Origin of the sequence: Jeotgalibacillus alimentarius, assembly GCF_000829445.1 — a bacterium.
Classification (GTDB): Bacteria; Bacillota; Bacilli; order Bacillales; family Jeotgalibacillaceae; genus Jeotgalibacillus; species Jeotgalibacillus alimentarius.
Genome location: NZ_JXRQ01000015.1, coordinates 300382 through 318072, shown reverse-complemented (window position 1 = coordinate 318072; position 17691 = coordinate 300382). Strand labels below are relative to the sequence as shown.

Annotated in this window: 20 protein-coding genes; 15 read left to right on the top strand and 5 right to left on the bottom strand. The window is 41.4% G+C overall.

The features are described 5' to 3' along the window. Positions 1–127: 127 nt before the first annotated feature. The 5 genes from KP77_RS05525 (at position 128) to KP77_RS05505 (ending at position 3873) form a co-directional block, all read left to right on the top strand. On the top strand, positions 128–892 hold the full coding sequence (locus KP77_RS05525) for an SDR family NAD(P)-dependent oxidoreductase (RefSeq protein WP_041121686.1): 765 nt from the start codon (positions 128–130) through the stop codon (positions 890–892). A gap of 138 nt (positions 893–1030) precedes the next feature. Next, on the top strand, positions 1031–1378 hold the full coding sequence (locus KP77_RS05520) for a hypothetical protein (protein ID WP_152614674.1): 348 nt from the start codon (positions 1031–1033) through the stop codon (positions 1376–1378). A gap of 312 nt (positions 1379–1690) precedes the next feature. Then, entirely contained in the window at positions 1691–2125 is a 435-nt protein-coding gene (locus KP77_RS05515) for an Rrf2 family transcriptional regulator (RefSeq protein ID WP_041121684.1), read from the top strand. An 86-nt stretch (positions 2126–2211) separates the two neighbouring features. Further along, positions 2212–3075: an SDR family oxidoreductase gene (locus KP77_RS05510; protein ID WP_039807404.1), complete on the top strand. Its 864-nt coding sequence runs from the start codon at positions 2212–2214 to the stop codon at positions 3073–3075. A gap of 81 nt (positions 3076–3156) precedes the next feature. After that, positions 3157–3873 carry an SDR family oxidoreductase gene (locus tag KP77_RS05505; protein ID WP_041121683.1) on the top strand — a complete coding sequence of 239 codons (717 nt, stop codon included), beginning with the start codon at positions 3157–3159 and terminating at the stop codon, positions 3871–3873. Positions 3874–4040: 167 nt separating this feature from the next. Here the strand turns inward: KP77_RS05505 and KP77_RS05500 are convergent, their stop codons facing one another. Then, a complete protein-coding gene (locus tag KP77_RS05500) occupies positions 4041–4802 on the bottom strand; it encodes an alpha/beta fold hydrolase (protein WP_041121682.1) in 762 nt (253 codons plus the stop codon). A 507-nt stretch (positions 4803–5309) separates the two neighbouring features. Between KP77_RS05500 and KP77_RS18100 the strand changes: the two genes are divergently transcribed. Next, complete coding sequence (locus tag KP77_RS18100; protein ID WP_160289506.1) at positions 5310–5480, top strand: hypothetical protein; 171 nt, start codon at positions 5310–5312, stop codon at positions 5478–5480. A 305-nt stretch (positions 5481–5785) separates the two neighbouring features. On the opposite strand, the gene bioB is transcribed toward KP77_RS18100, so the two are convergent. Then, complete coding sequence (gene bioB / locus KP77_RS05495) at positions 5786–6814, bottom strand: biotin synthase BioB (RefSeq protein ID WP_041121681.1); 1029 nt, start codon at positions 6812–6814, stop codon at positions 5786–5788. A 12-nt stretch (positions 6815–6826) separates the two neighbouring features. After that, positions 6827–7996 (bottom strand): ISL3 family transposase, encoded by a 1170-nt coding sequence (locus KP77_RS05490; RefSeq protein WP_160289505.1) that lies wholly within the window; start codon positions 7994–7996, stop codon positions 6827–6829. A 265-nt stretch (positions 7997–8261) separates the two neighbouring features. Between KP77_RS05490 and KP77_RS05485 the strand changes: the two genes are divergently transcribed. From KP77_RS05485 to KP77_RS05460, 6 genes are all read left to right on the top strand, one after another. Further along, positions 8262–10304 carry a S9 family peptidase gene (locus KP77_RS05485; protein WP_041121680.1) on the top strand — a complete coding sequence of 681 codons (2043 nt, stop codon included), beginning with the start codon at positions 8262–8264 and terminating at the stop codon, positions 10302–10304. Positions 10305–10646: 342 nt separating this feature from the next. Next, positions 10647–11459, top strand: a complete 813-nt coding sequence (locus KP77_RS05480; protein WP_041121679.1) for a DUF1835 domain-containing protein — start codon at positions 10647–10649, stop codon at positions 11457–11459. 269 nt (positions 11460–11728) lie between these two features. After that, positions 11729–12217 (top strand): RNA polymerase sigma factor, encoded by a 489-nt coding sequence (locus KP77_RS05475; protein WP_041121678.1) that lies wholly within the window; start codon positions 11729–11731, stop codon positions 12215–12217. Next, the gene (locus KP77_RS17800; RefSeq protein ID WP_084218602.1) at positions 12214–12795 is read left to right on the top strand and encodes a zf-HC2 domain-containing protein; all 582 of its coding nucleotides are present in this window, start codon (positions 12214–12216) and stop codon (positions 12793–12795) included. Before KP77_RS05475 ends, KP77_RS17800 begins: the two co-directional genes overlap by 4 nt. 44 nt (positions 12796–12839) lie before the next feature. Beyond that, positions 12840–13448, top strand: coding sequence for a DedA family protein (locus tag KP77_RS05465; RefSeq protein ID WP_041121677.1), 609 nt, complete (start codon positions 12840–12842; stop codon positions 13446–13448). A gap of 18 nt (positions 13449–13466) precedes the next feature. After that, positions 13467–14084 carry a hypothetical protein gene (locus KP77_RS05460; RefSeq protein WP_041121676.1) on the top strand — a complete coding sequence of 206 codons (618 nt, stop codon included), beginning with the start codon at positions 13467–13469 and terminating at the stop codon, positions 14082–14084. Positions 14085–14125: 41 nt separating this feature from the next. Here KP77_RS05460 and KP77_RS05455 read toward each other — a convergent pair whose 3' ends face one another. Further along, positions 14126–14515: a DUF2178 domain-containing protein gene (locus KP77_RS05455; protein WP_152614672.1), complete on the bottom strand. Its 390-nt coding sequence runs from the start codon at positions 14513–14515 to the stop codon at positions 14126–14128. An 18-nt stretch (positions 14516–14533) separates the two neighbouring features. Continuing rightward, positions 14534–14740: a helix-turn-helix transcriptional regulator gene (locus KP77_RS05450; RefSeq protein WP_041121675.1), complete on the bottom strand. Its 207-nt coding sequence runs from the start codon at positions 14738–14740 to the stop codon at positions 14534–14536. Between the two features lie 284 nt (positions 14741–15024). Between KP77_RS05450 and KP77_RS05445 the strand changes: the two genes are divergently transcribed. From KP77_RS05445 to KP77_RS05435, 3 genes are all read left to right on the top strand, one after another. Continuing rightward, positions 15025–15948, top strand: coding sequence for a LytTR family transcriptional regulator DNA-binding domain-containing protein (locus KP77_RS05445; RefSeq protein WP_041121674.1), 924 nt, complete (start codon positions 15025–15027; stop codon positions 15946–15948). Positions 15949–16092: 144 nt separating this feature from the next. Beyond that, entirely contained in the window at positions 16093–16944 is an 852-nt protein-coding gene (locus tag KP77_RS05440; RefSeq protein ID WP_041121673.1) for an ABC transporter ATP-binding protein, read from the top strand. Continuing rightward, positions 16941–17648 carry an ABC transporter permease subunit gene (locus KP77_RS05435; protein WP_041121672.1) on the top strand — a complete coding sequence of 236 codons (708 nt, stop codon included), beginning with the start codon at positions 16941–16943 and terminating at the stop codon, positions 17646–17648. Before KP77_RS05440 ends, KP77_RS05435 begins: the two co-directional genes overlap by 4 nt. Positions 17649–17691: the final 43 nt, after the last annotated feature.

The window sequence follows — 17691 nt, the reverse complement described above, 5'->3', positions numbered from 1 at the left end:
CAGCTATTCAACTGGTGAAACAGTGGTGTTCAAAAACATCATATCACCTGCACATCATTTGCTTTCTGGTTAATCTTAACAGTACGATAAGAGAAGCATCATAATACATTTCAATGGAGGGATTCAGATGAAGTATACAGTGATCACAGGCGCAAGCTCGGGAATTGGCTACGAAGCTGCACTCGCTTTTGCATCCCGCGACAAAAACCTGATTCTTGTGGCAAGACGGGAAGCTGAGCTCAATAATCTTAAAGAAAAAATTCAAAGTATGAACGCTGATCTCGACGTCATCATTAGACCAACAGACCTTTCTGAAAGCGACCAGGTTCATGCGTTATACGAGAGTCTTAAAGAATACGACATTGAAACCTTCGTGAACAACGCCGGCTTTGGAAACAGCTCGGCAGTCGCTGAACAGGATGTAAAGAAAACTGAAAAGATGCTTCGTGTAAATGCTGAAGCACTCACTACCCTATCCACCCTTTATGCACATGATTATGCTAATCAGGAAGGCACACAGCTGATCAATGTGTCATCAGATTTAGGCTACAGAATTGTCCCAAATGCAGTTACATACGCTGCGACTAAGTTTTACGTAAGCGCATTTACAGAAGGACTTGCCCAGGAGCTACAGGATAACGGAGCTGCCCTGAAAGTTAAAATACTGGCACCTTCTATGACAGAAACCGAATTCGTGAAGACTGCACGGGAGATTGATGAGTTCAGTTACAGTGACAACGTGCAGAAATTCCATACTGCGAAAGAGATGGCTGGGTTTATGTTAGAGCTTTATGATAGTGAGCAGATTCTTGGGAAGGTGAATAGTGAGAGTTATGAGTTTGAGTTGGTAGGGCCTGTGTATCAGTATACTTCGAGGAAGAAGGATAATTAAATTCGAAAACTATTTATATTCTTCGTTGCGATTTTACTGTCGACCGGTTGCTCACCAACGGAAGAATCGAACAGGATTGATCTCTCAATCGCCAATATTTCTACATCTGAATTTGAAAATGGGGAGTCTTATTTCATTGTGGTTCCTACAAGTCTCGAGGGGGCTGAGGGCGTAACCATCGAAGATGTTACGATAATGAAGGCGAATGATGAAGAAGTCACATTTGATATTGATAGAATCGCTTATGAATTTTTCGGGGCGGCTCCCGATAAAAAGAGTGGTGTCTATGCAAGAGATGATATCGGGATGACTGAGGAGATTGAAGGATTCGAGTGGACGGACGATGGCAGAATTATTTTGGAAGTTCTACTTTCTGACGTTCAAGAGAATCCGGACCGGCATATCATTATCAATTATGAACACAATGGTGAATCATTTGTACAGGTGGTTGAATCTGAGACGATCAGTGGTTTGAGAACTGAATAATTGTGAAAACACCCTCCAATTAGTGCTGTTAATCGGAGGGTGTTTTTTCTATTACCTAAAGCCAAACAGTCTAGTATTCGAACAAAAGCAATATTATCTTTCTCAACTTCCGAACAGGGATCATTTTTACAGATTCTTTTTGGTGCTCATATCAAAGTTATAAAATGATTAATATAATATTGATCAGATCCCACTGGTCCGGAAAAATACCCTGAATACTCTCAAAACTTTCCCTTTCCTTCTCTTCAAGCTAATTCTTTGACTTCCATTATCCGTTGTAACTATAATGATTACATCGAGAGGGTGACTTGTATGAAAAAATTTAGCAGCCGTTATTCCATCTCTGTACATATTTTATCGCTGGTTGCATTAAGTCCAACTTCATGTACTTCTGATTTCATTGCTGAAAGCGTCAATACGAACCCCGTCATTATTCGCCGTATTATTGGGATGTTGAAGAAAGCCGGGTTGGTGCATGTACGTGCCGGTGCAGGAGGTACTTATTTACAAAAGGAACTTGATGAGATTACTTTACTGGATGTGTATAGAGCAGTTGAAGTTGCAGATCATGAACATATTTTCAATTGTCATGATGAAACCAATCCAAGGTGTCCGGTAGGCGCAAATATTGAGTCTGTTTTTCGGACAAAGATGCTGCAGGCACAATCTGCCATGGAGCACGAATTGGATCAAGTCACACTCAAACAATTGGTGTCTGAACTTAAAGAGAAGACCGGCTCTATTTAGAGCTATTTTTTTATACTAGTTGTAACAATACTGGTTACACTAAGACCTCTTGAAATAATCTGCAAATAGAAGGGTAGGAATTTTACATGTCAATCGTTATTACTGGTGCAACAGGTCATTATGGGAACCGTGTTATTCAAGAACTATTAAAAACTATTCCTGCAAGTGAAATTATTGCGAGCGTTCGTAATGTAGAAAAAGCGAATGCGCTTGCCGAATTGGGTGTAGAAGTCCGTCATGGTGATTACATGGACTATGAGTCGATGAAATCATCGTTTGAAGGTGCTTCAAAAGTTCTTTTTGTTTCAGGACCGGATTCTGATAATACTCTTCGTATCCGTCAACATGCAAATGTTGTCCAGGCTGCACGAGATGCTGGTGTAAAACACATCGCTTACACAGGTTATGCATTTGGTGAAACATCCCAAATCGAACTTGCCTATGTCCATATGGCAACAGAGTATGCGATTCGTTCAACTGGCGTACCCTATACATTCTTACGTAATTCACTTTATTCAGATGTATTCATTGATGAAAGCTTAGCTGGATCAGTAGCAACTGGTGAGTTAGTAACAAACACAGGTGATGGCAAGCTAAATGCCGTAAGCCGTGAAGATCTTGCATTAGCTGCTGCTGCTGTATTAACGGGAGAAGGACATGAAAATAAATCATACAACCTTGTCAATCCATCACCTTGGACTTTCGATGAGCTGGCTGAAGTTGTTTCCGAGGTTTCAGGTAAACAAGTTTCACATAAAAAGGTATCTTTTGATGAAATGAAGGATTATCTTGGCAACGTTGGATTACCTGCCCCAGTAGCTGAACTAATTGCAGGTATTTACCATTCCATTGCAGCTGGGGAAACGAATAAAACTTCAAATGATTTAACAAGTCTTATCGGACAACCTACACCATTGAAAAAATTGGTTCAAGAAGCATTAAAGGCATAAATTGAAGAATAAATCAGGTCCTTTTCGGAAATAAACATCTTGTTGTCAATTAAAAATACTGATGATACAGGAGGCTATTTCATGTCATTACAAGGAAAACGCGTTGTTGTCGTCGGTGGTACTTCAGGGATCGGTCTGGCTACTGCCAAAGCATTTTTAGAAGAATCTGCTCAAGTAGTAATTGCAAGCCGTTCTTCTGCCAGGCTTGATGAGGCAAAGAATTTGCTGGGTCAGGATGTAGAAGGATACGAGCTGGATTTTCGTAACGACGAGAGTGTAGCTGACTTCTTTAAGAATGTAGGGAATTTTGATCACTTGGTAGTAACTGCTGGCGAAGGAACCATGGGACTATTTAAAGAGCTGCCGGTTGAAAATGCGAAAGAAGCATTCGACAGTAAGTTCTGGGGTCAATATGCTACGGTTCTTGCCGCCCTCCCTTACTTAAATGATGAGAGTTCCATCACGCTTACATCAGGCGTGTATGGTCAACGCCCACCTCAGGGAGCATCTACATTAGCAGCAATTAATTCTGCGGTTGATGGTTTAGTAAGAGGACTGGCTATTGAGCTATCACCAATGCGCGTAAATGTTGTATCACCAGGTATTGTAGATACACCGATATACGCAGGAATGCCGGAAGATCAACGTGAAGGCATGTTCAAAGGAATTGCTGACCAGCTTCCTGTAAAACGTATTGCACAGCCTGAAGACATCGCGCAATCTTACGTTTACTTAGCAAAAAATGGTTTTACAACTGGATCTGTTGTTGATATTGATGGTGGTGCACGATTAATTTAATTCATATGATGAGACTGGGACTAAACCAGCACAAACAGAAAAAAGCTTTAATCATCTGAAAAGATGATTAAAGTCTTTTTTCTGTTTGTATTTTAGGCGACAAGAGCTTATATTGCCCTTTTGGCGGTGAAGTTTTTTACATTCACCGCCATTAGCGCAAACCCCATTTATGTTTTGACAAATTGACTGATCATTTCATTTAACTCAGTTGCAGCTTTCGTAGGGATTTGATGCTTTGCATTAAAGAATATTAATTTATTCCTGGGTAATTTTTTATGCAGTATTCTGGCATATGAATAAAATGATTTATCTTTACTGCCATAGACCAGCAAAATAGGAAGGTCGATTTTATTCAGTTGACGGGTACAGTTATAATGGAGACTGTAGCGGAAATACTGTTCGATATTTCTTTTATTTCCTTTTCGGGCTTCTTGATCCAGCTTTAGAAACAGCTTTCGCTTATTGCAATTCCCCCATGAAATCGCGAACGCAAGCAGAGGAACGGCTCCTTTTGCTGCAAGAAAAGCTCCTAAATTAATTTTCCCCTTTAGATTGAATGTGTTTACTTCAGACATCCCACCTATGACAATGCCTCCAAGAGCCCGGTCTGAGGAATTAAGTAAATATTCCAATACGATTGAGCCGCCAGTCGAATATCCGCATATAAAGGCTTTATTTATGTTCAGATGATCTAAAAGATGTTTAATATCTTCTACAATCAGGGGATAGGTGACAGTTTTTTTTGAGTACTGACTTTCCCCATGACCTCTAATATCGAAAGTAATGACTTTAAATGATTGAGATAATTCTTCTAATTGATAGTGGAAATTAAAACTTGTAAGGACGGGTGGATGAATAAAAACAATGAGAACCCCCTCACCTTTCACTGAATAGTACAAGTTACAGCCGTTCACATCTAATATTGGCATTTTATCAACTTAAGTTCTCCATAAATTTTCTCGCTTATTTTCCCCATTATATTATTTATTAGTAAATACTTTTTGGGAAGCAACCACTTTTCGTTTAGATCCTTTAAGACAGCAGGTAAAATTTCAGCCCTTCTTAAAGAAAAAGCCGTTCAAGTTCTTCCTTTTTATCCTCTCTAATTCTAAAGGGGTTTTCGGGATTATTTCTTTTTGAAGTTTTAAACATTCCCTGTATGCCAGAAATATTGAAGTGGAGTTGCGTAGAATTGAGTCTATACTTATCAATAGCTGTCAAATGAACAGCTGGTTTAGTCATTTCACAATGAGAAAAGATGTTCTTTTTGCTGAATGCATGCCAAATAAATCATTAGATGTAATGAGGTACGAGAAAGAAACGCAATAAGCTGAACAGGCTTCCCTCAGCCCTCTTTAAAATTGTATATATTAATTTTATCTGTTAAATGATAAGTGAAGGCTTAAAAGTCAATATACTAAGAAAGGAGAATAACAATGAATAAAAAATGGCTTCTTATGCTAACAGGTGTATTTTTATCTGCTGCGTTGGTTGGATGTAACGCTGAACCAGATACTGCAGAAGAGTTTGAGGAAGAAGTAGAAGAACCTTTTGAAGATCCAGACAATGATAGTGTGGATGAAAACGATCCTAATCCAGAAAACTAATTGCGAACGCATAGAACTTTTTATAAATTCAGCACATAACTCTGTCAAGCCGCCAACTAAAATGGGCAAACTTAGCCCTGGTCTGTACATGGTAATTAATCAGGGAGAGGCCGTACCACATTTGCCCATGTTGGTACTTAAAGAACGGACAGGAATTTTTTTATTTGAGTAAGTGCCCCTCCTGTAAGCTTATATCTGTCTGACATTACTGTAAGATTAGCAAAACCTATGGTTCCCAATCCATTACTAAAGACAAAAAGCACGCAATCTTTGTTCAATTCAGTCTGAACAAAGAGCAGTTGAGATTAAGGTTGCCTTACTGACTTATCATTCTCCACTGCCAGTCCAGCTTTCATTTCTTCTACGGACTCAATTTCAAACCCTAAATCAAGCAGCATTTTATAGTCCTTATTTTCTTCTTGTCCCGTAGTTGTTAAGTAATCTCCGACGAAGATTGAATTGGCTGCATAAAGCCCTAATGGCTGTAATGAACGAAGATTAACTTCCCGCCCACCTGAAATTCGAATTTCCTTGGTTGGATTGATGAAACGAAATAACGCTAATACTTTCAAGCAATAAAGCGGAGTTAACTCTTTTACTCCTTCAAGCGGAGTGCCGTCAATCGCATGCAAAAAGTTGACCGGTATTGAATCTGCGTCCAGTACTTTTAAGCTGCGTGCCATATCAACTACATCCTGCTTCGTTTCCCTCATCCCTACAATGACTCCTGAACACGGAGAAAGCCCGGAACTTTTAGCTGTTTTCACTGTATTGACTCGATCATCGTATGTATGTGAAGTTGTAATGTTTGGATGGTTACTCTCAGAAGTATTGATATTATGATTATAGCGATCTACGCCTGCTTCTTTTAGTCGCTCCGCTTGTTCCGGCTTTAATAATCCGAGGCAGGCGCATACTTTTAGTCCATAGGATTCTTTTATTTCTTTTACTGCCTCAGACACCTGGTCAACATCACGATTAGATGGACCTCTGCCACTGGCAACAATACAGTATGTTCCGATGTTTAAGCTGTGAGCGCGCTTCGCCCCTTCAACAAGCTTATCTTTGTTTATCATGATGTACGATTCAATGGGTGCTGTTGAAATGGAAGATTGAGAGCAATAGCCACAATTTTCAGGGCACAGCCCGGACTTCGCATTAATAATCATATTAAGCTTTACTTTTTTTCCATAATAGTACTTTCTTATTTTAAAAGCGCCATGCATCAATAACAATACATCGTCATCTGGACATTCTAAGATCGAAATGGCCTCTGATGTTGTAACTTCCTCTCCATCGAGCACTCTTTCTGCAAGTTTCATCCATTTTGTCATTTTTTTGGTTCATCACCAAAAGTCGTGGGAACCTGTTTCTAAACAAATGCGATGAAACAGGTTTTGTTCATTGCGATACCCATAACCGCGGCGTTTAATCAGTTTAATTTTGTTGTTTGTTCCCTCCATAATTCCATTCGAATAAGGAGAAATAATTGTGTCTAAAAATGCTTCATATCGCTGTGTAAATGTTTTAATGATTCTGGCAACTGCACCGCAACTGTGAAAGCTAAAGCGTTGAATTAACTCATCAAATCTTCTTTTTGCCTGAATGAATTGATTGGATTTCAGGACAAAACGAACGTGTTGGAGAAAGTAGTAGAGCGTCTTTGTATGCCAGTCTTCTTCCAGCCACTCTCTGACAAAACCCTGTTCTTCCTCCGTTAAATCTTCCGGCGGAATGGATAGGCACCGATCGATAAAACGGGATTTAAAATGAGACTTGGCTTCAATCAGATATTTTCTTCTTCTGCGAAGTGCTTCGGTACAAAACTGAATCAGATGAAAACGATCTAACACATGTTCAGCTTCCGGCAATACCGTTTGAATGGCTTTCGCCATAAAGGCTGCCGTATCAGTAATGACGGTTTGCGCTTTTTGCCCGATCGCATTCAAGACTGATTCAACCGTTTCTTTATTCCGTCCTGTTTCAATATAGAGTACTTGTCCCGTATCCGCATCAAGGGCGGCAATCGCATAGTAATGCCCTTTCCGCAAGGCGAATTCATCAATACAGATTCGCTTAGCTGAGCGAATACGCGCTTTTACATCCTCTGCCGTCATAAGATAATACCAGCGCTCAAGTGTGGTATAGGCAATGTCATATTCTTTTGCCACCTGACTCAGCGGACGCCCATGGCACCGATCTACGATACTTTTTCGGAAGAAAAAAGTGCTCTTTCTCTGTAATCCCAGTTCAAAGTCATGTGTGAATGTCAATTCGCAGTCAGGACAGCGCAGTCTTAATACGTCAATCGAAAGCCAGATCACACCTGCATGAAAGGAATAACTATGGCGAACCATCCGTGGAAGCAGACCGTGACGATGGGTTGGACCATGACATTCTGGACATAAAATACTTTGTGGAGACGTCTCTACCCGCACCACATTCGGTTGAACAGTAGGAAAAACAGAAAAATGAATTGGTAAAAAATCATGAGGTTTGTTAAGATGAGTACACAAAACGAAAGCTCCTCTCGTGGTTTGTCTCGTCAACAATTACGATACAGGAGTTTTCGTTTTCTTTCTATTTATAGCTGTTAATTTGTGCTAAATATGGGCTCTTACCACAGGTTGTGGTGATGAACCAATTTCCTAACAATTTTCCTCTTTTTACCATTTTTTAGATTGAATGTTTAGAAAAGATTGTCTTTTGGATGGCTACTTGTGTTCTGTTTCGATAACATAGATGAGAGAAGCACCATTTTAAAAAGTGAGGAGAATTTTAATGAAAGCACCGATCGCAAAGCGTGTACCTTTTACGCACAGTATACATAATGATATTCGCGAAGATGATTATTACTGGATGAAAGATAAGGAGAATCCGGAAGTAGTTTCTTATCTGGAAGCTGAAAATGCATATTTCAGAGACGTCATGAAGCCGCTTGAGCAAAAGACGAATGAGATTTTTGAAGGAATGGTTGCCCGTGTGCCTGAAGCGGAAGTGAAGGTACCGGTTCAAAATGGCCCGTATTTTTATTATTCGCGGGAGCAAAAGGATAAGCAATATGCGATTTACGCCCGCAAAAAAGCATCAAGCCGTGACCTTTTAGATGAAGCGAAGGAAGAGGTCGTATTGGATCTGAATGAGCTCGCAGGAGATGGCGACTACCTGAGCGTCACGCTGCAGCGACTCAATAAGGAACAGACGAAGCTTGCCTACCTTGAGAATCGTGATGGTTCAGACCGCTATACAATCTACATCAAAGATCTTGAAACGGGTGAGTTACTTTCTGACAGAATAGAAAACGTCTATATTTACGGCAGTATGGAATGGAGTCAGTGCGGGAGATATATTTTCTATGTAACGGTTGATGATATGCAGCGCCCTTATCGTCTGTGGCGTCATGAAGTTGGGAGCGCTGAGTCAGATGAGCTGCTGTATGAAGAGCAGGAAGTGACGTTTGCGTTATTTATTTCAAAAACGAATAGCGGAAAGTATATTACGATCCACTCGAGCTCAACGATGACTGAGGAGGTCCGCCTGATCAATGCTGAGCAGCCGCTCGAGCCTGTGAAACTGGTGGATGAGCGTCGCAGAGGCATCAAGTATGATGTGGATCACTGGGGAGATGATCTGCTGATTTTGACGAATGAGGATGCGTTGAATTTCAAGCTGCTGCGCTGTTCAGAAATGAATTTTTCTGATCGTGAAGAAGTCACAGCTTATGATGAAAACCGTTACCTTCAGGCAGTATATCCGACAGAGAATAAACTCTTTGTGTTTGGCCGTGAGAAGGGTCTGACACAGATCTGGGTGCTTGAGGATAAAGAACTGAAGCAGCTTGAATGGGATGAGCCGCTATATACGCTCTCAATTGTTGGGGGACAAAGCTATGAGTCAGAAGAGCTTTTAGTTGAATATGAATCACTTATTACGCCGGACACAACTTACAGTATCCAAATCGAAACCGGTCAAAAGCAGGCGATCCATACAGCGTCTGTAAATGGTGAATATGATGCAGAACAATACAGTCAGCATCAGCTCTGGGCGTCTGCGGGAGACGGAACTAAAGTGCCGCTCATGATGATTTATAAAAAAGGTGCGCTTGATAACGGTCCTGCACCACTGATCCTGACGGGTTACGGATCTTACGGAGCGGACAACAACCCTTACTTCAGCGCTTACCGTCTGCCGCTCCTTGAAAAAGGCATCATCTTTGTCACAGCACAGGTGCGTGGCGGTGGTGAAATGGGGCGTCACTGGTATGAAGAAGGGAAGATACATCAAAAACGAAATTCATTCACTGATTTCATAGATGCAGCTCGCTTTTTAATCGATGAAGGTTATACAACAGCTGACAAAATGGCTGCGCGCGGCGGCAGTGCAGGTGGTTTGCTTGTGGGTGGTGTGTCTAATATGGCAGGAGACTTATTCAAAGTGATTGTACCCGAAGTACCGTTTGTCGACGTGCTGACAACGATGCTTGATGACACGATTCCACTAACGACACTTGAGTGGGATGAGTGGGGAAATCCGCAGAACGAGCAGGATTACACCTACATGAAATCCTATAGCCCATACGACAATGTGGAAGAAAAAGAATATCCGCATATGTATATCACAACCGGTCTGAACGACCCGAGAGTAGCTTATTGGGAGCCGGCAAAATGGGTTGCGCGTCTGCGTACAATGAAAACAGACGACAATACACTTGTATTGAAAACCAATATGGGCGCGGGTCACTTCGGTGCATCAGGCAGATTTGATCATTTGAAAGAAGCTGCGGAGTGTTATGCGTTTATTTTGGATAAGATTGGTGTTGAGTGAAGGGGGACAGACCCAGACTTCGCTTTTATAGAGTAATGCGCAGCGGGTAGCAGGGTGAAGGAATGAAGATTAAAGTTGATGGAATTCAGTTCTTTCCTGAGGGGAATATTCAAGATGATGAAGGAAAAAGCAACTGTTGACTAGAGGCTGAAGGGATTGCCTGTAAATTTGAAGGAATCATTTTCATTTTGAGGGAAATCAACCGAAGTATTGAAGGAATTGTTTCTCAGACTGATGGAAAAGCCGAACGGTTATTTCTCGCATAATATTACACTATGTAATTGTAGTTTCTGGAGTAAAGGTTTGAAAGATCTGGATTTCGTTTAGAAGGGGGCTGCTGCAATGATTCATATTATATTCGGCGATTCAGCTGAAGGTTCTCTCAGGCATGCCTTGGAGCGACCGCAAATCATTTCCTTTTGGGATATCTTTTCAGTTGGTCCTGTATGGCATTTGCATGAAGAAACAGGTCTTGAATCCAGATTTGAATGGATGAAAAAGATCACGAGCGGCTTGTATGATGATTATCGGGATTATATCAAACGATTCCGGAAATCAGTTGAGAAGGTACGGAGTATTCCAGCAGAAGAGCACATAACGATCTGGGCAGCTGAGAACGCCCATGAACAAACAGCGCTTCGTTATGTAGTGTACTTACTTAAGGGGAAGAATATTGATATAACTGTTCTGAACACAACAGCTGTCCATAAGACATTATTTGACACATCTAAAGTACAGTATATCCTACGGCATACAGGAGAGATTTCACCTGAAAAATTACTGAGAATATGTGAAGAAGGGACCAGGTATCTACTCACTGATCACGACAGAGAAAGGTTCGAGAAAGAATGGGGCACTTTGTCTGCAAGCAGACAAACACTCAGGGTCTGGCGTAACGGCGATATTCATAGTGTTCCTGAGCACCATCTGGATTTATCTTTTATTAAATATGCAAAGCTGCTTCACAGGAAAAAGGATAAGCAAGACTTCATTCCCTCAGCGAGACTGATTGGGAAGATGATTGGCGAAGTGGATCAGCATGTAGGGGATTCGTTCCTTGAGTATCGCCTGAAAGAATTGATCCTTGAAGGGGTTTTTGAGTATAAAGGAAACTTGGAGAATATGAGATTCTACAATATCCGGCTGAAAGAATAGACGACTCATAGCACGCAGGTTAACCCTCGGTACACTGCTGGAATTGAAGAGATTGTTGATCATAGTAAAGATAAAATTAAAGTACCCTTCCAGATGACAAACTACCCTACATATAATGTTTACAATAGCTTGAACAGCATAGTGAGCAGCATCCACATCGTACATAAAGATGGGGATGCTGCTCATTTTTTCATTCATTTAAAAATTATCTGTAACATTTTCCATTCTATTGCTACTAATTGACAGAAGGTGGAGAGGAGGGTCAGTGATTGGATGAGTTTCATCAGCTGTATCAAAAATATAAAACGCCCATTTACCGCTATTTATTCTACATGACGCACGATACATATATTGCAGAAGAACTTACCCAAGAAACTTTCCTGCAGGCTTTTACCTCTGTACATCGTTTTAAGGGGAAGAGTAAGGTGTCTACATGGCTTTATCAGATTGCAAAACATACATATTATAACTACTTGAAGAAGAATCCTATTACAGAAGCTGATGAAGGTCATATATTGACGGATCAACGTACGCCCGAGCAATTTTATGAACAAAAGGAGGAACGTGTTCTTTTATTACAGGCTCTGAAAAAGCTGAGTGCCCAGCAACAGGAACTGATTATCCTGAGGTTTTATAATGAGTTGAGCTTCAGAGATATTGGTGACATTTATAAACAGTCAGACACGTGGGCCAGAGTGAATGTATTCCGGGCAAAAGGAAAACTGACTCAAATGATGGAGCGGAGGGATGAAGAGTGAAAAAAGAATGCAATGTGATTCAGGATCTGTTGCCGCTATATGCGGAAAACCTGACAAGTGTAGAGACCAATCAATATATAGAAGCTCATATGGCGCATTGTCCTGAATGTGAAAAGCTGCTTGGAGATCTGAAAAAGGAGCTGCCGGGATACGATCCGGAACCGGCAGGCAGGGAGGATGACACTCTCCTGATGAGGAAAGTAAAGAGCCGGAGAGTGAAGGTGCTTACGGTTGTAATGCTGATAGGTATATTTATTGGATCAATGGCTTTATTTAGTGCAGATTTTACATTTGTGATTGCTTTTATATTATTACTGGTTTATCTGATGGCTAGTGATAAAAGCGCTTCTATAAATGCTAAAGCATATGGTATTCCAACCTTCATTCTCAGTTTGAGTTCATTGATGATTGCGCTCAGGTTATTTTGGAATGTGGCTATCTATGTAGATGAAACAGGATCAGGTCCAGCTGAGGTGTATGGTGGTAATATCTGGTTAGGTATGGCCTGGCTGCAATTATTATTATTGTTTGTATTAACGATCATGATCGTACTGACAACCTTACGGAGAAAAGCGTAGTGTTTTCATCTGTCGGAATTTAAAAAAGAAAAAGTGGGGTTACAATGGAAAACTGGCTGACTGACATAATGAGTGAGTATGGATACATAGGTGTATTGTTACTGATTGCGCTTGAAAACATTTTCCCGCCGATTCCGTCAGAAATCATTCTGACATTTGGTGGATTTATGACGGTTGAATCGACAATGACGATTCCAGGTGTCGTACTAGCTGCCACAGCAGGTTCAGTGATTGGAGCGGTTCTTCTGTACTGGGTCGGCCTTCAGCTTGATGTAGAAAGGCTGGAGAAAATCGTGAACAGGTGGGGACATGTCCTGCGCATAACAAAAAAGGATATCCACCGGGCAGACGCCTGGTTTGACCGTTATGGACCATGGACGGTTTTCTTCTGCCGGTTTGTTCCTCTAATCCGCAGTCTGATTTCCATTCCGGCGGGGATGTCCAATATGAAATTTCCGCTGTTTTTGGTACTGACTGCAATCGGAACACTGATCTGGAATATCGTCCTCGTGTCACTGGGCGCGTCACTCGGCAACTCCTGGGACGTTGTAGTGGAGTATATGGAGGTTTACTCCAGAATCATTTACGCTATCCTGCTGGTGATTGTTGTTTTTGTCGTGTTCAAGTTTGCTAAAAGGTTGAAAAAAGCTTAAAGAAAGGTGTCTATCAAAATGAAATTAGTGAAACAATCCATCCATTTAAGTTTATTACTTTTATTAATCGCAGGCTGCTCTGCCAACACAGCTGATGAAAACGAAACGGAGCAGTCGGGAAATGCTGCTGACACAGAAACGGTAGAGGAGTCAGCTTCATCAGGTGAAGCTGACCAGGAGAAAGAAGTAATTGAAACGGAAGAATCAGATGGTGATGCACAGGAAAGTGATGCGACTGTAGAGGAGGATAGACTTTCTCAGTATGCTGCCGAGCAGATTGAATACGCGCGCGTCTGGCTGCAGCTCGGGGCAAATCAGGAGATTGACGAATTAAACTTGCATCACATTCCTGCCGGGACAACGCTCAATCCAAAAGATGACACGAGTGGTGTATATCCTGAAGATGTGATCCAATTAGCTGGTTCGCGGCTCGTCGATGGATCTGTTACATACAGTGGGAATGGGGATGGCACGATTAATGTGTATAATGTTCCACTGCGATGGGATGGTGTGTACCCTGTGGGAGATGAGAATTTTTATACAGAGCTGATAGAAAATACAGAGCAAGTTTATATTGAGACAGGAGATCCTGAGGAAGTTGAGAGGTTGATTGAGCTGTTGGAGGATAAAACCTGAAAAGCGAAGGCGGGTAACAATTCCTGCCTTCACTTTTATCTCTAGTAACGCCTCGAAAGTACCACAAAAGAAATAAAAACCGTACTGATCGTCAACGCTGCCAGCAGGCTGACTGTCTGAAGTCCATCCAGCATAAAGCCGTCAATTTGAAACAGAAAGATTAGAAGTACCATATACCCTAAAATAAAAAAGTAACTGAAAAACATGCCTTTTTCTTTAATTCTCTTAGAACGCTCATCATTTTCTTTGAATTGAGGATAAAGATAAGCAAGACAGAAGCACATAATCGTTGTACCGATAAAAACTGCTTCATGTCCTGCGAGGAAATTCCCTGTTGAAATCGTTGCAAAATTGATCAGTATACTATAAGAAAGAAAAATCAATCCAAATATAATAAACGTTCTTCTCCCGGCTTTACTGCTCATCTGCATAAAAAACACCTCCCAATATCATGTTTCCTGTTCATCCTCGAGTAAAAATACTTCTTCCACATAGGTATCAAAACACCGTGCGATCTGAATAGCCAGCGGAAGTGAAGGGTTATAGCGACCTTTTTCAATCGAAATGATCGTCTGCCTTGAAACCCCAAGCATCGCTGCCATCCGTTCCTGCGAAATACCATTCTCCTGTCTCAACTCTTTAATTCGATTTTTCATAAGCTATCTTCCCCTCTGTTTTTGATTATAATGTAAAGCACCCTTTACGTAAAGGGTGCTTTACAATTAATGTGCAGAATTGTGATTAAAACTGACTTTGCATGTAGAAGCGATGTGACCTGAAAAATTACGGAGGTGACCCGAATCCTCACCCTTCGGCTGCCCCGTGACATTTTGCAATCCAATCAAACAGTAAATAATTTGTAAAAACCCGGAGGACATACCAAAAACATTGTAGAATAATGAGAGAAGCAGACGAACTTAAGACACAAAGGAGTCAAACAATGAATATTCAAATCAATGAAGTAAAAGAAGGCAGTCATACAGTCGTTCCTTCTTTTTCATTTGAAGCCGGGCTGACCGGAGTATATGCAGATATTAAACGAACTCAGGTCATCATGCACCAGATGAAACATAAAAGTTATCTTCATTGTACTAATGAAGGACTGGCACCTCGATTGACAGTGGAAGAAACATTTCGTTATCACCGTGACCTTTCCGGATATCAAGTGCCGCTTCAGGAGATGATTGCATCGTTCGGCCTTCAGCATGTACAGAAAACTAAAGTAAAGGATCTGTCAGAAAGTCACCGGAACTGCCTCTCTTTCCTTCCGACTTTTTTATATTCAGGTGACATGCTTTTGATAGAAGAGCCTTTTGACCGTCTGGATGAGGAAGGCAGGCAGGTAATGATTCAATTGATCCGCAAATTGGCAGATAAACAGAAAACGATTTTACTCCTTGGTTACAACCTTGAAGAACTGCTTTTTGTAACAGAGGATATCTACCGGATTGATCAGAGCGGATTCCATAAAATGGATTTTAACTCAGAGCCGGCTGCAGCTGCAGAACAAGAACAGCCAGTTATCAAAATTGAAAAAATCCAGACAAAACATGAAGGAAAAACAATTTTATTTAACCCGCCGGAAATTGACTATGTCGAAAGCGTAGATGGAACTGCTCAGGTCAATGTCGCCGGTAAAGGGTATAACTGTACACTGACCCTGCAGGAGCTTGAGAAACAGTTGCGCCCATACGGCTTTTACCGGTGTCACCGGTCGTATATTGTGAACCTGCAAAAGGTCAGGGAGATCATTACATGGACGAAAAATAGCTACAGTTTGAAGCTGAATGACCGAGAAAGCAGTGTCATTCCACTATCCCGTGCGAAGCTTGCCGAGTTAAAAGAACTTCTTGGCGTTTCTTAGTATTTCCCGGGGAATATTGGGAGCAGTTCATGGATTTCCTGGTACAGTTCGTCGCTATTTCTCCACAATTGAACCGGATATTAAAGCGTACTTTTGTTGATCTGACTACACTTAGGTTAGACATCAACAAGGGAGGCTGGCAAGATGACAGCAGAAATCAATGTACAGCATATTGGAAAAACATTTAAAGGCTTTACAGCATTAGAAGACGTATCTTTTTCGGTTCAAAAAGGAGAGATCTTCGGCTTTCTCGGTCCGAGTGGATCAGGGAAAACAACGCTCATTAAAATACTGACTGCTCAACTCGATCAGAATAAAGGAAAGGCCTCAGTGTTTGGCATACCGGTACATGAAATGAAGCGTGCTGAACATAAGTCGCGCTTTGGTATATTAACAGATAACAGTGGACTTTATAAAAGACTTTCAGTAGAAGAAAACCTCAGTCTTTATAAAGATTTGTATGAGCTTACTGACAATGCAATTGATGAAGCACTGGCATTTGTAAACCTGCAGGATGCGCGCAAAAAGAAGGTGTCCAAACTCTCTAAAGGGATGCTGCAGCGTGTGACACTTGCACGCGCATTGATGCATAAGCCTGAGCTGTTGTTTCTCGATGAACCAACTTCTGCGCTGGACCCGGGGAATACGCATCACATCTACAAAGGACTGCGTAAGTTAAATGAAATGGGTACAACGATTTTTCTGACGACACACGATATGACTGAGGCTGAAACATTGTGTGACAGGGTCGCATTTTTACATGAAGGAAAGATTAAAGCAATTGGTGCACCTTCAGATTTAAGACTGCGTCACAGTGACCAGTCAATGGTGGTTGAACTGACAACTGGTGAGCAGCATACACTGCCGTTAAATGAACTGACAACGGCTGATAGACTTGAAGAATGGATGAGAAATCAGCTGATCCGGCGCATCTGGTCAAATGAGCCATCACTTGGAGATATTTTTATGGAGATGACAGGGAGGAATTTACGATGAATGTTTCAGTTAAAAGAATGAGAGCGATTTTTATAAAAGATTACAAGGAGTTTTCACGAAACTATGCCGTCTCGACTATGGTATTGATGCCATTAATTCTGGCATTCTTCTACCAGAATGCGGGTGCGTCAACATTAGATATGTATTTTCTTCCAATTAATATGACGTTTGCGGTTGTTACGACTTTTATTCAGGCCTGTCTGATTGCAGAAGAAAAAGAGAGTAACACATTGCGCAGCCTCATGATGTCCCCGGCGTCGATGGCGGATATTCTGATTGGAAAAAGCACGCTGGTCTTTTCAATTACGCTTGTGATCATTGCACTGACAATCACAATCCTAGGATTCACACCGGCAAACCTTCTTATTCTGACAGTGGGATTAATGATTTCAGCGGTTTTCTATATCGGACTTGGCATTATTTGCGGACTTTTTACAAAGACAGTGATGGAAGCATCAGTTGCAGTGCTTCCTGTCATTGGCGTATTCTCAATTGGTGCCCTCGCATTGGGTCTTGCAGAAACGTATCCTGTCCTTGAGGTGCTCAAGTGGCTGCCAAGTGTTCAGCTCATTCTACTTGAGGGCTATAGTGAGGCAGGCTATACATCAGATATTGTGATAGCGCTTAGTGTGATCACTGCCTGGACAGTTGCAGTGCTGGTGGTTGCAGGGGTATTGTTTAAAAAACGCATGAAGGATGAATAAAACAAAAGCACAGAGGCAGCTTAATCAGCTTTCCTCTGTGCTT

Excerpts from the sequence above, each read along its gene's own strand:
- KP77_RS05455 (WP_152614672.1), bottom strand. The coding sequence starts at position 14,515 with ATGCAGATGAGCAGTAAAGCCGGGAGAAGAACGTTTATTATATTTGGA.
- KP77_RS05510 (WP_039807404.1), top strand. The coding sequence starts at position 2,212 with ATGTCAATCGTTATTACTGGTGCAACAGGTCATTATGGGAACCGTGTT.
- KP77_RS05465 (WP_041121677.1), top strand. The coding sequence starts at position 12,840 with ATGGAAAACTGGCTGACTGACATAATGAGTGAGTATGGATACATAGGT.
- KP77_RS05500 (WP_041121682.1), bottom strand. The coding sequence starts at position 4,802 with ATGCCAATATTAGATGTGAACGGCTGTAACTTGTACTATTCAGTGAAA.
- KP77_RS18100 (WP_160289506.1), top strand. The coding sequence starts at position 5,310 with ATGAATAAAAAATGGCTTCTTATGCTAACAGGTGTATTTTTATCTGCT.
- KP77_RS05440 (WP_041121673.1), top strand. The coding sequence starts at position 16,093 with ATGACAGCAGAAATCAATGTACAGCATATTGGAAAAACATTTAAAGGC.
- bioB (WP_041121681.1), bottom strand. The coding sequence starts at position 6,814 with ATGACAAAATGGATGAAACTTGCAGAAAGAGTGCTCGATGGAGAGGAA.
- KP77_RS05445 (WP_041121674.1), top strand. The coding sequence starts at position 15,025 with ATGAATATTCAAATCAATGAAGTAAAAGAAGGCAGTCATACAGTCGTT.
- KP77_RS05480 (WP_041121679.1), top strand. The coding sequence starts at position 10,647 with ATGATTCATATTATATTCGGCGATTCAGCTGAAGGTTCTCTCAGGCAT.
- KP77_RS05435 (WP_041121672.1), top strand. The coding sequence starts at position 16,941 with ATGAATGTTTCAGTTAAAAGAATGAGAGCGATTTTTATAAAAGATTAC.
- KP77_RS05505 (WP_041121683.1), top strand. The coding sequence starts at position 3,157 with ATGTCATTACAAGGAAAACGCGTTGTTGTCGTCGGTGGTACTTCAGGG.
- KP77_RS05450 (WP_041121675.1), bottom strand. The coding sequence starts at position 14,740 with ATGAAAAATCGAATTAAAGAGTTGAGACAGGAGAATGGTATTTCGCAG.
- KP77_RS05460 (WP_041121676.1), top strand. The coding sequence starts at position 13,467 with ATGAAATTAGTGAAACAATCCATCCATTTAAGTTTATTACTTTTATTA.
- KP77_RS05485 (WP_041121680.1), top strand. The coding sequence starts at position 8,262 with ATGAAAGCACCGATCGCAAAGCGTGTACCTTTTACGCACAGTATACAT.
- KP77_RS05515 (WP_041121684.1), top strand. The coding sequence starts at position 1,691 with ATGAAAAAATTTAGCAGCCGTTATTCCATCTCTGTACATATTTTATCG.
- KP77_RS05525 (WP_041121686.1), top strand. The coding sequence starts at position 128 with ATGAAGTATACAGTGATCACAGGCGCAAGCTCGGGAATTGGCTACGAA.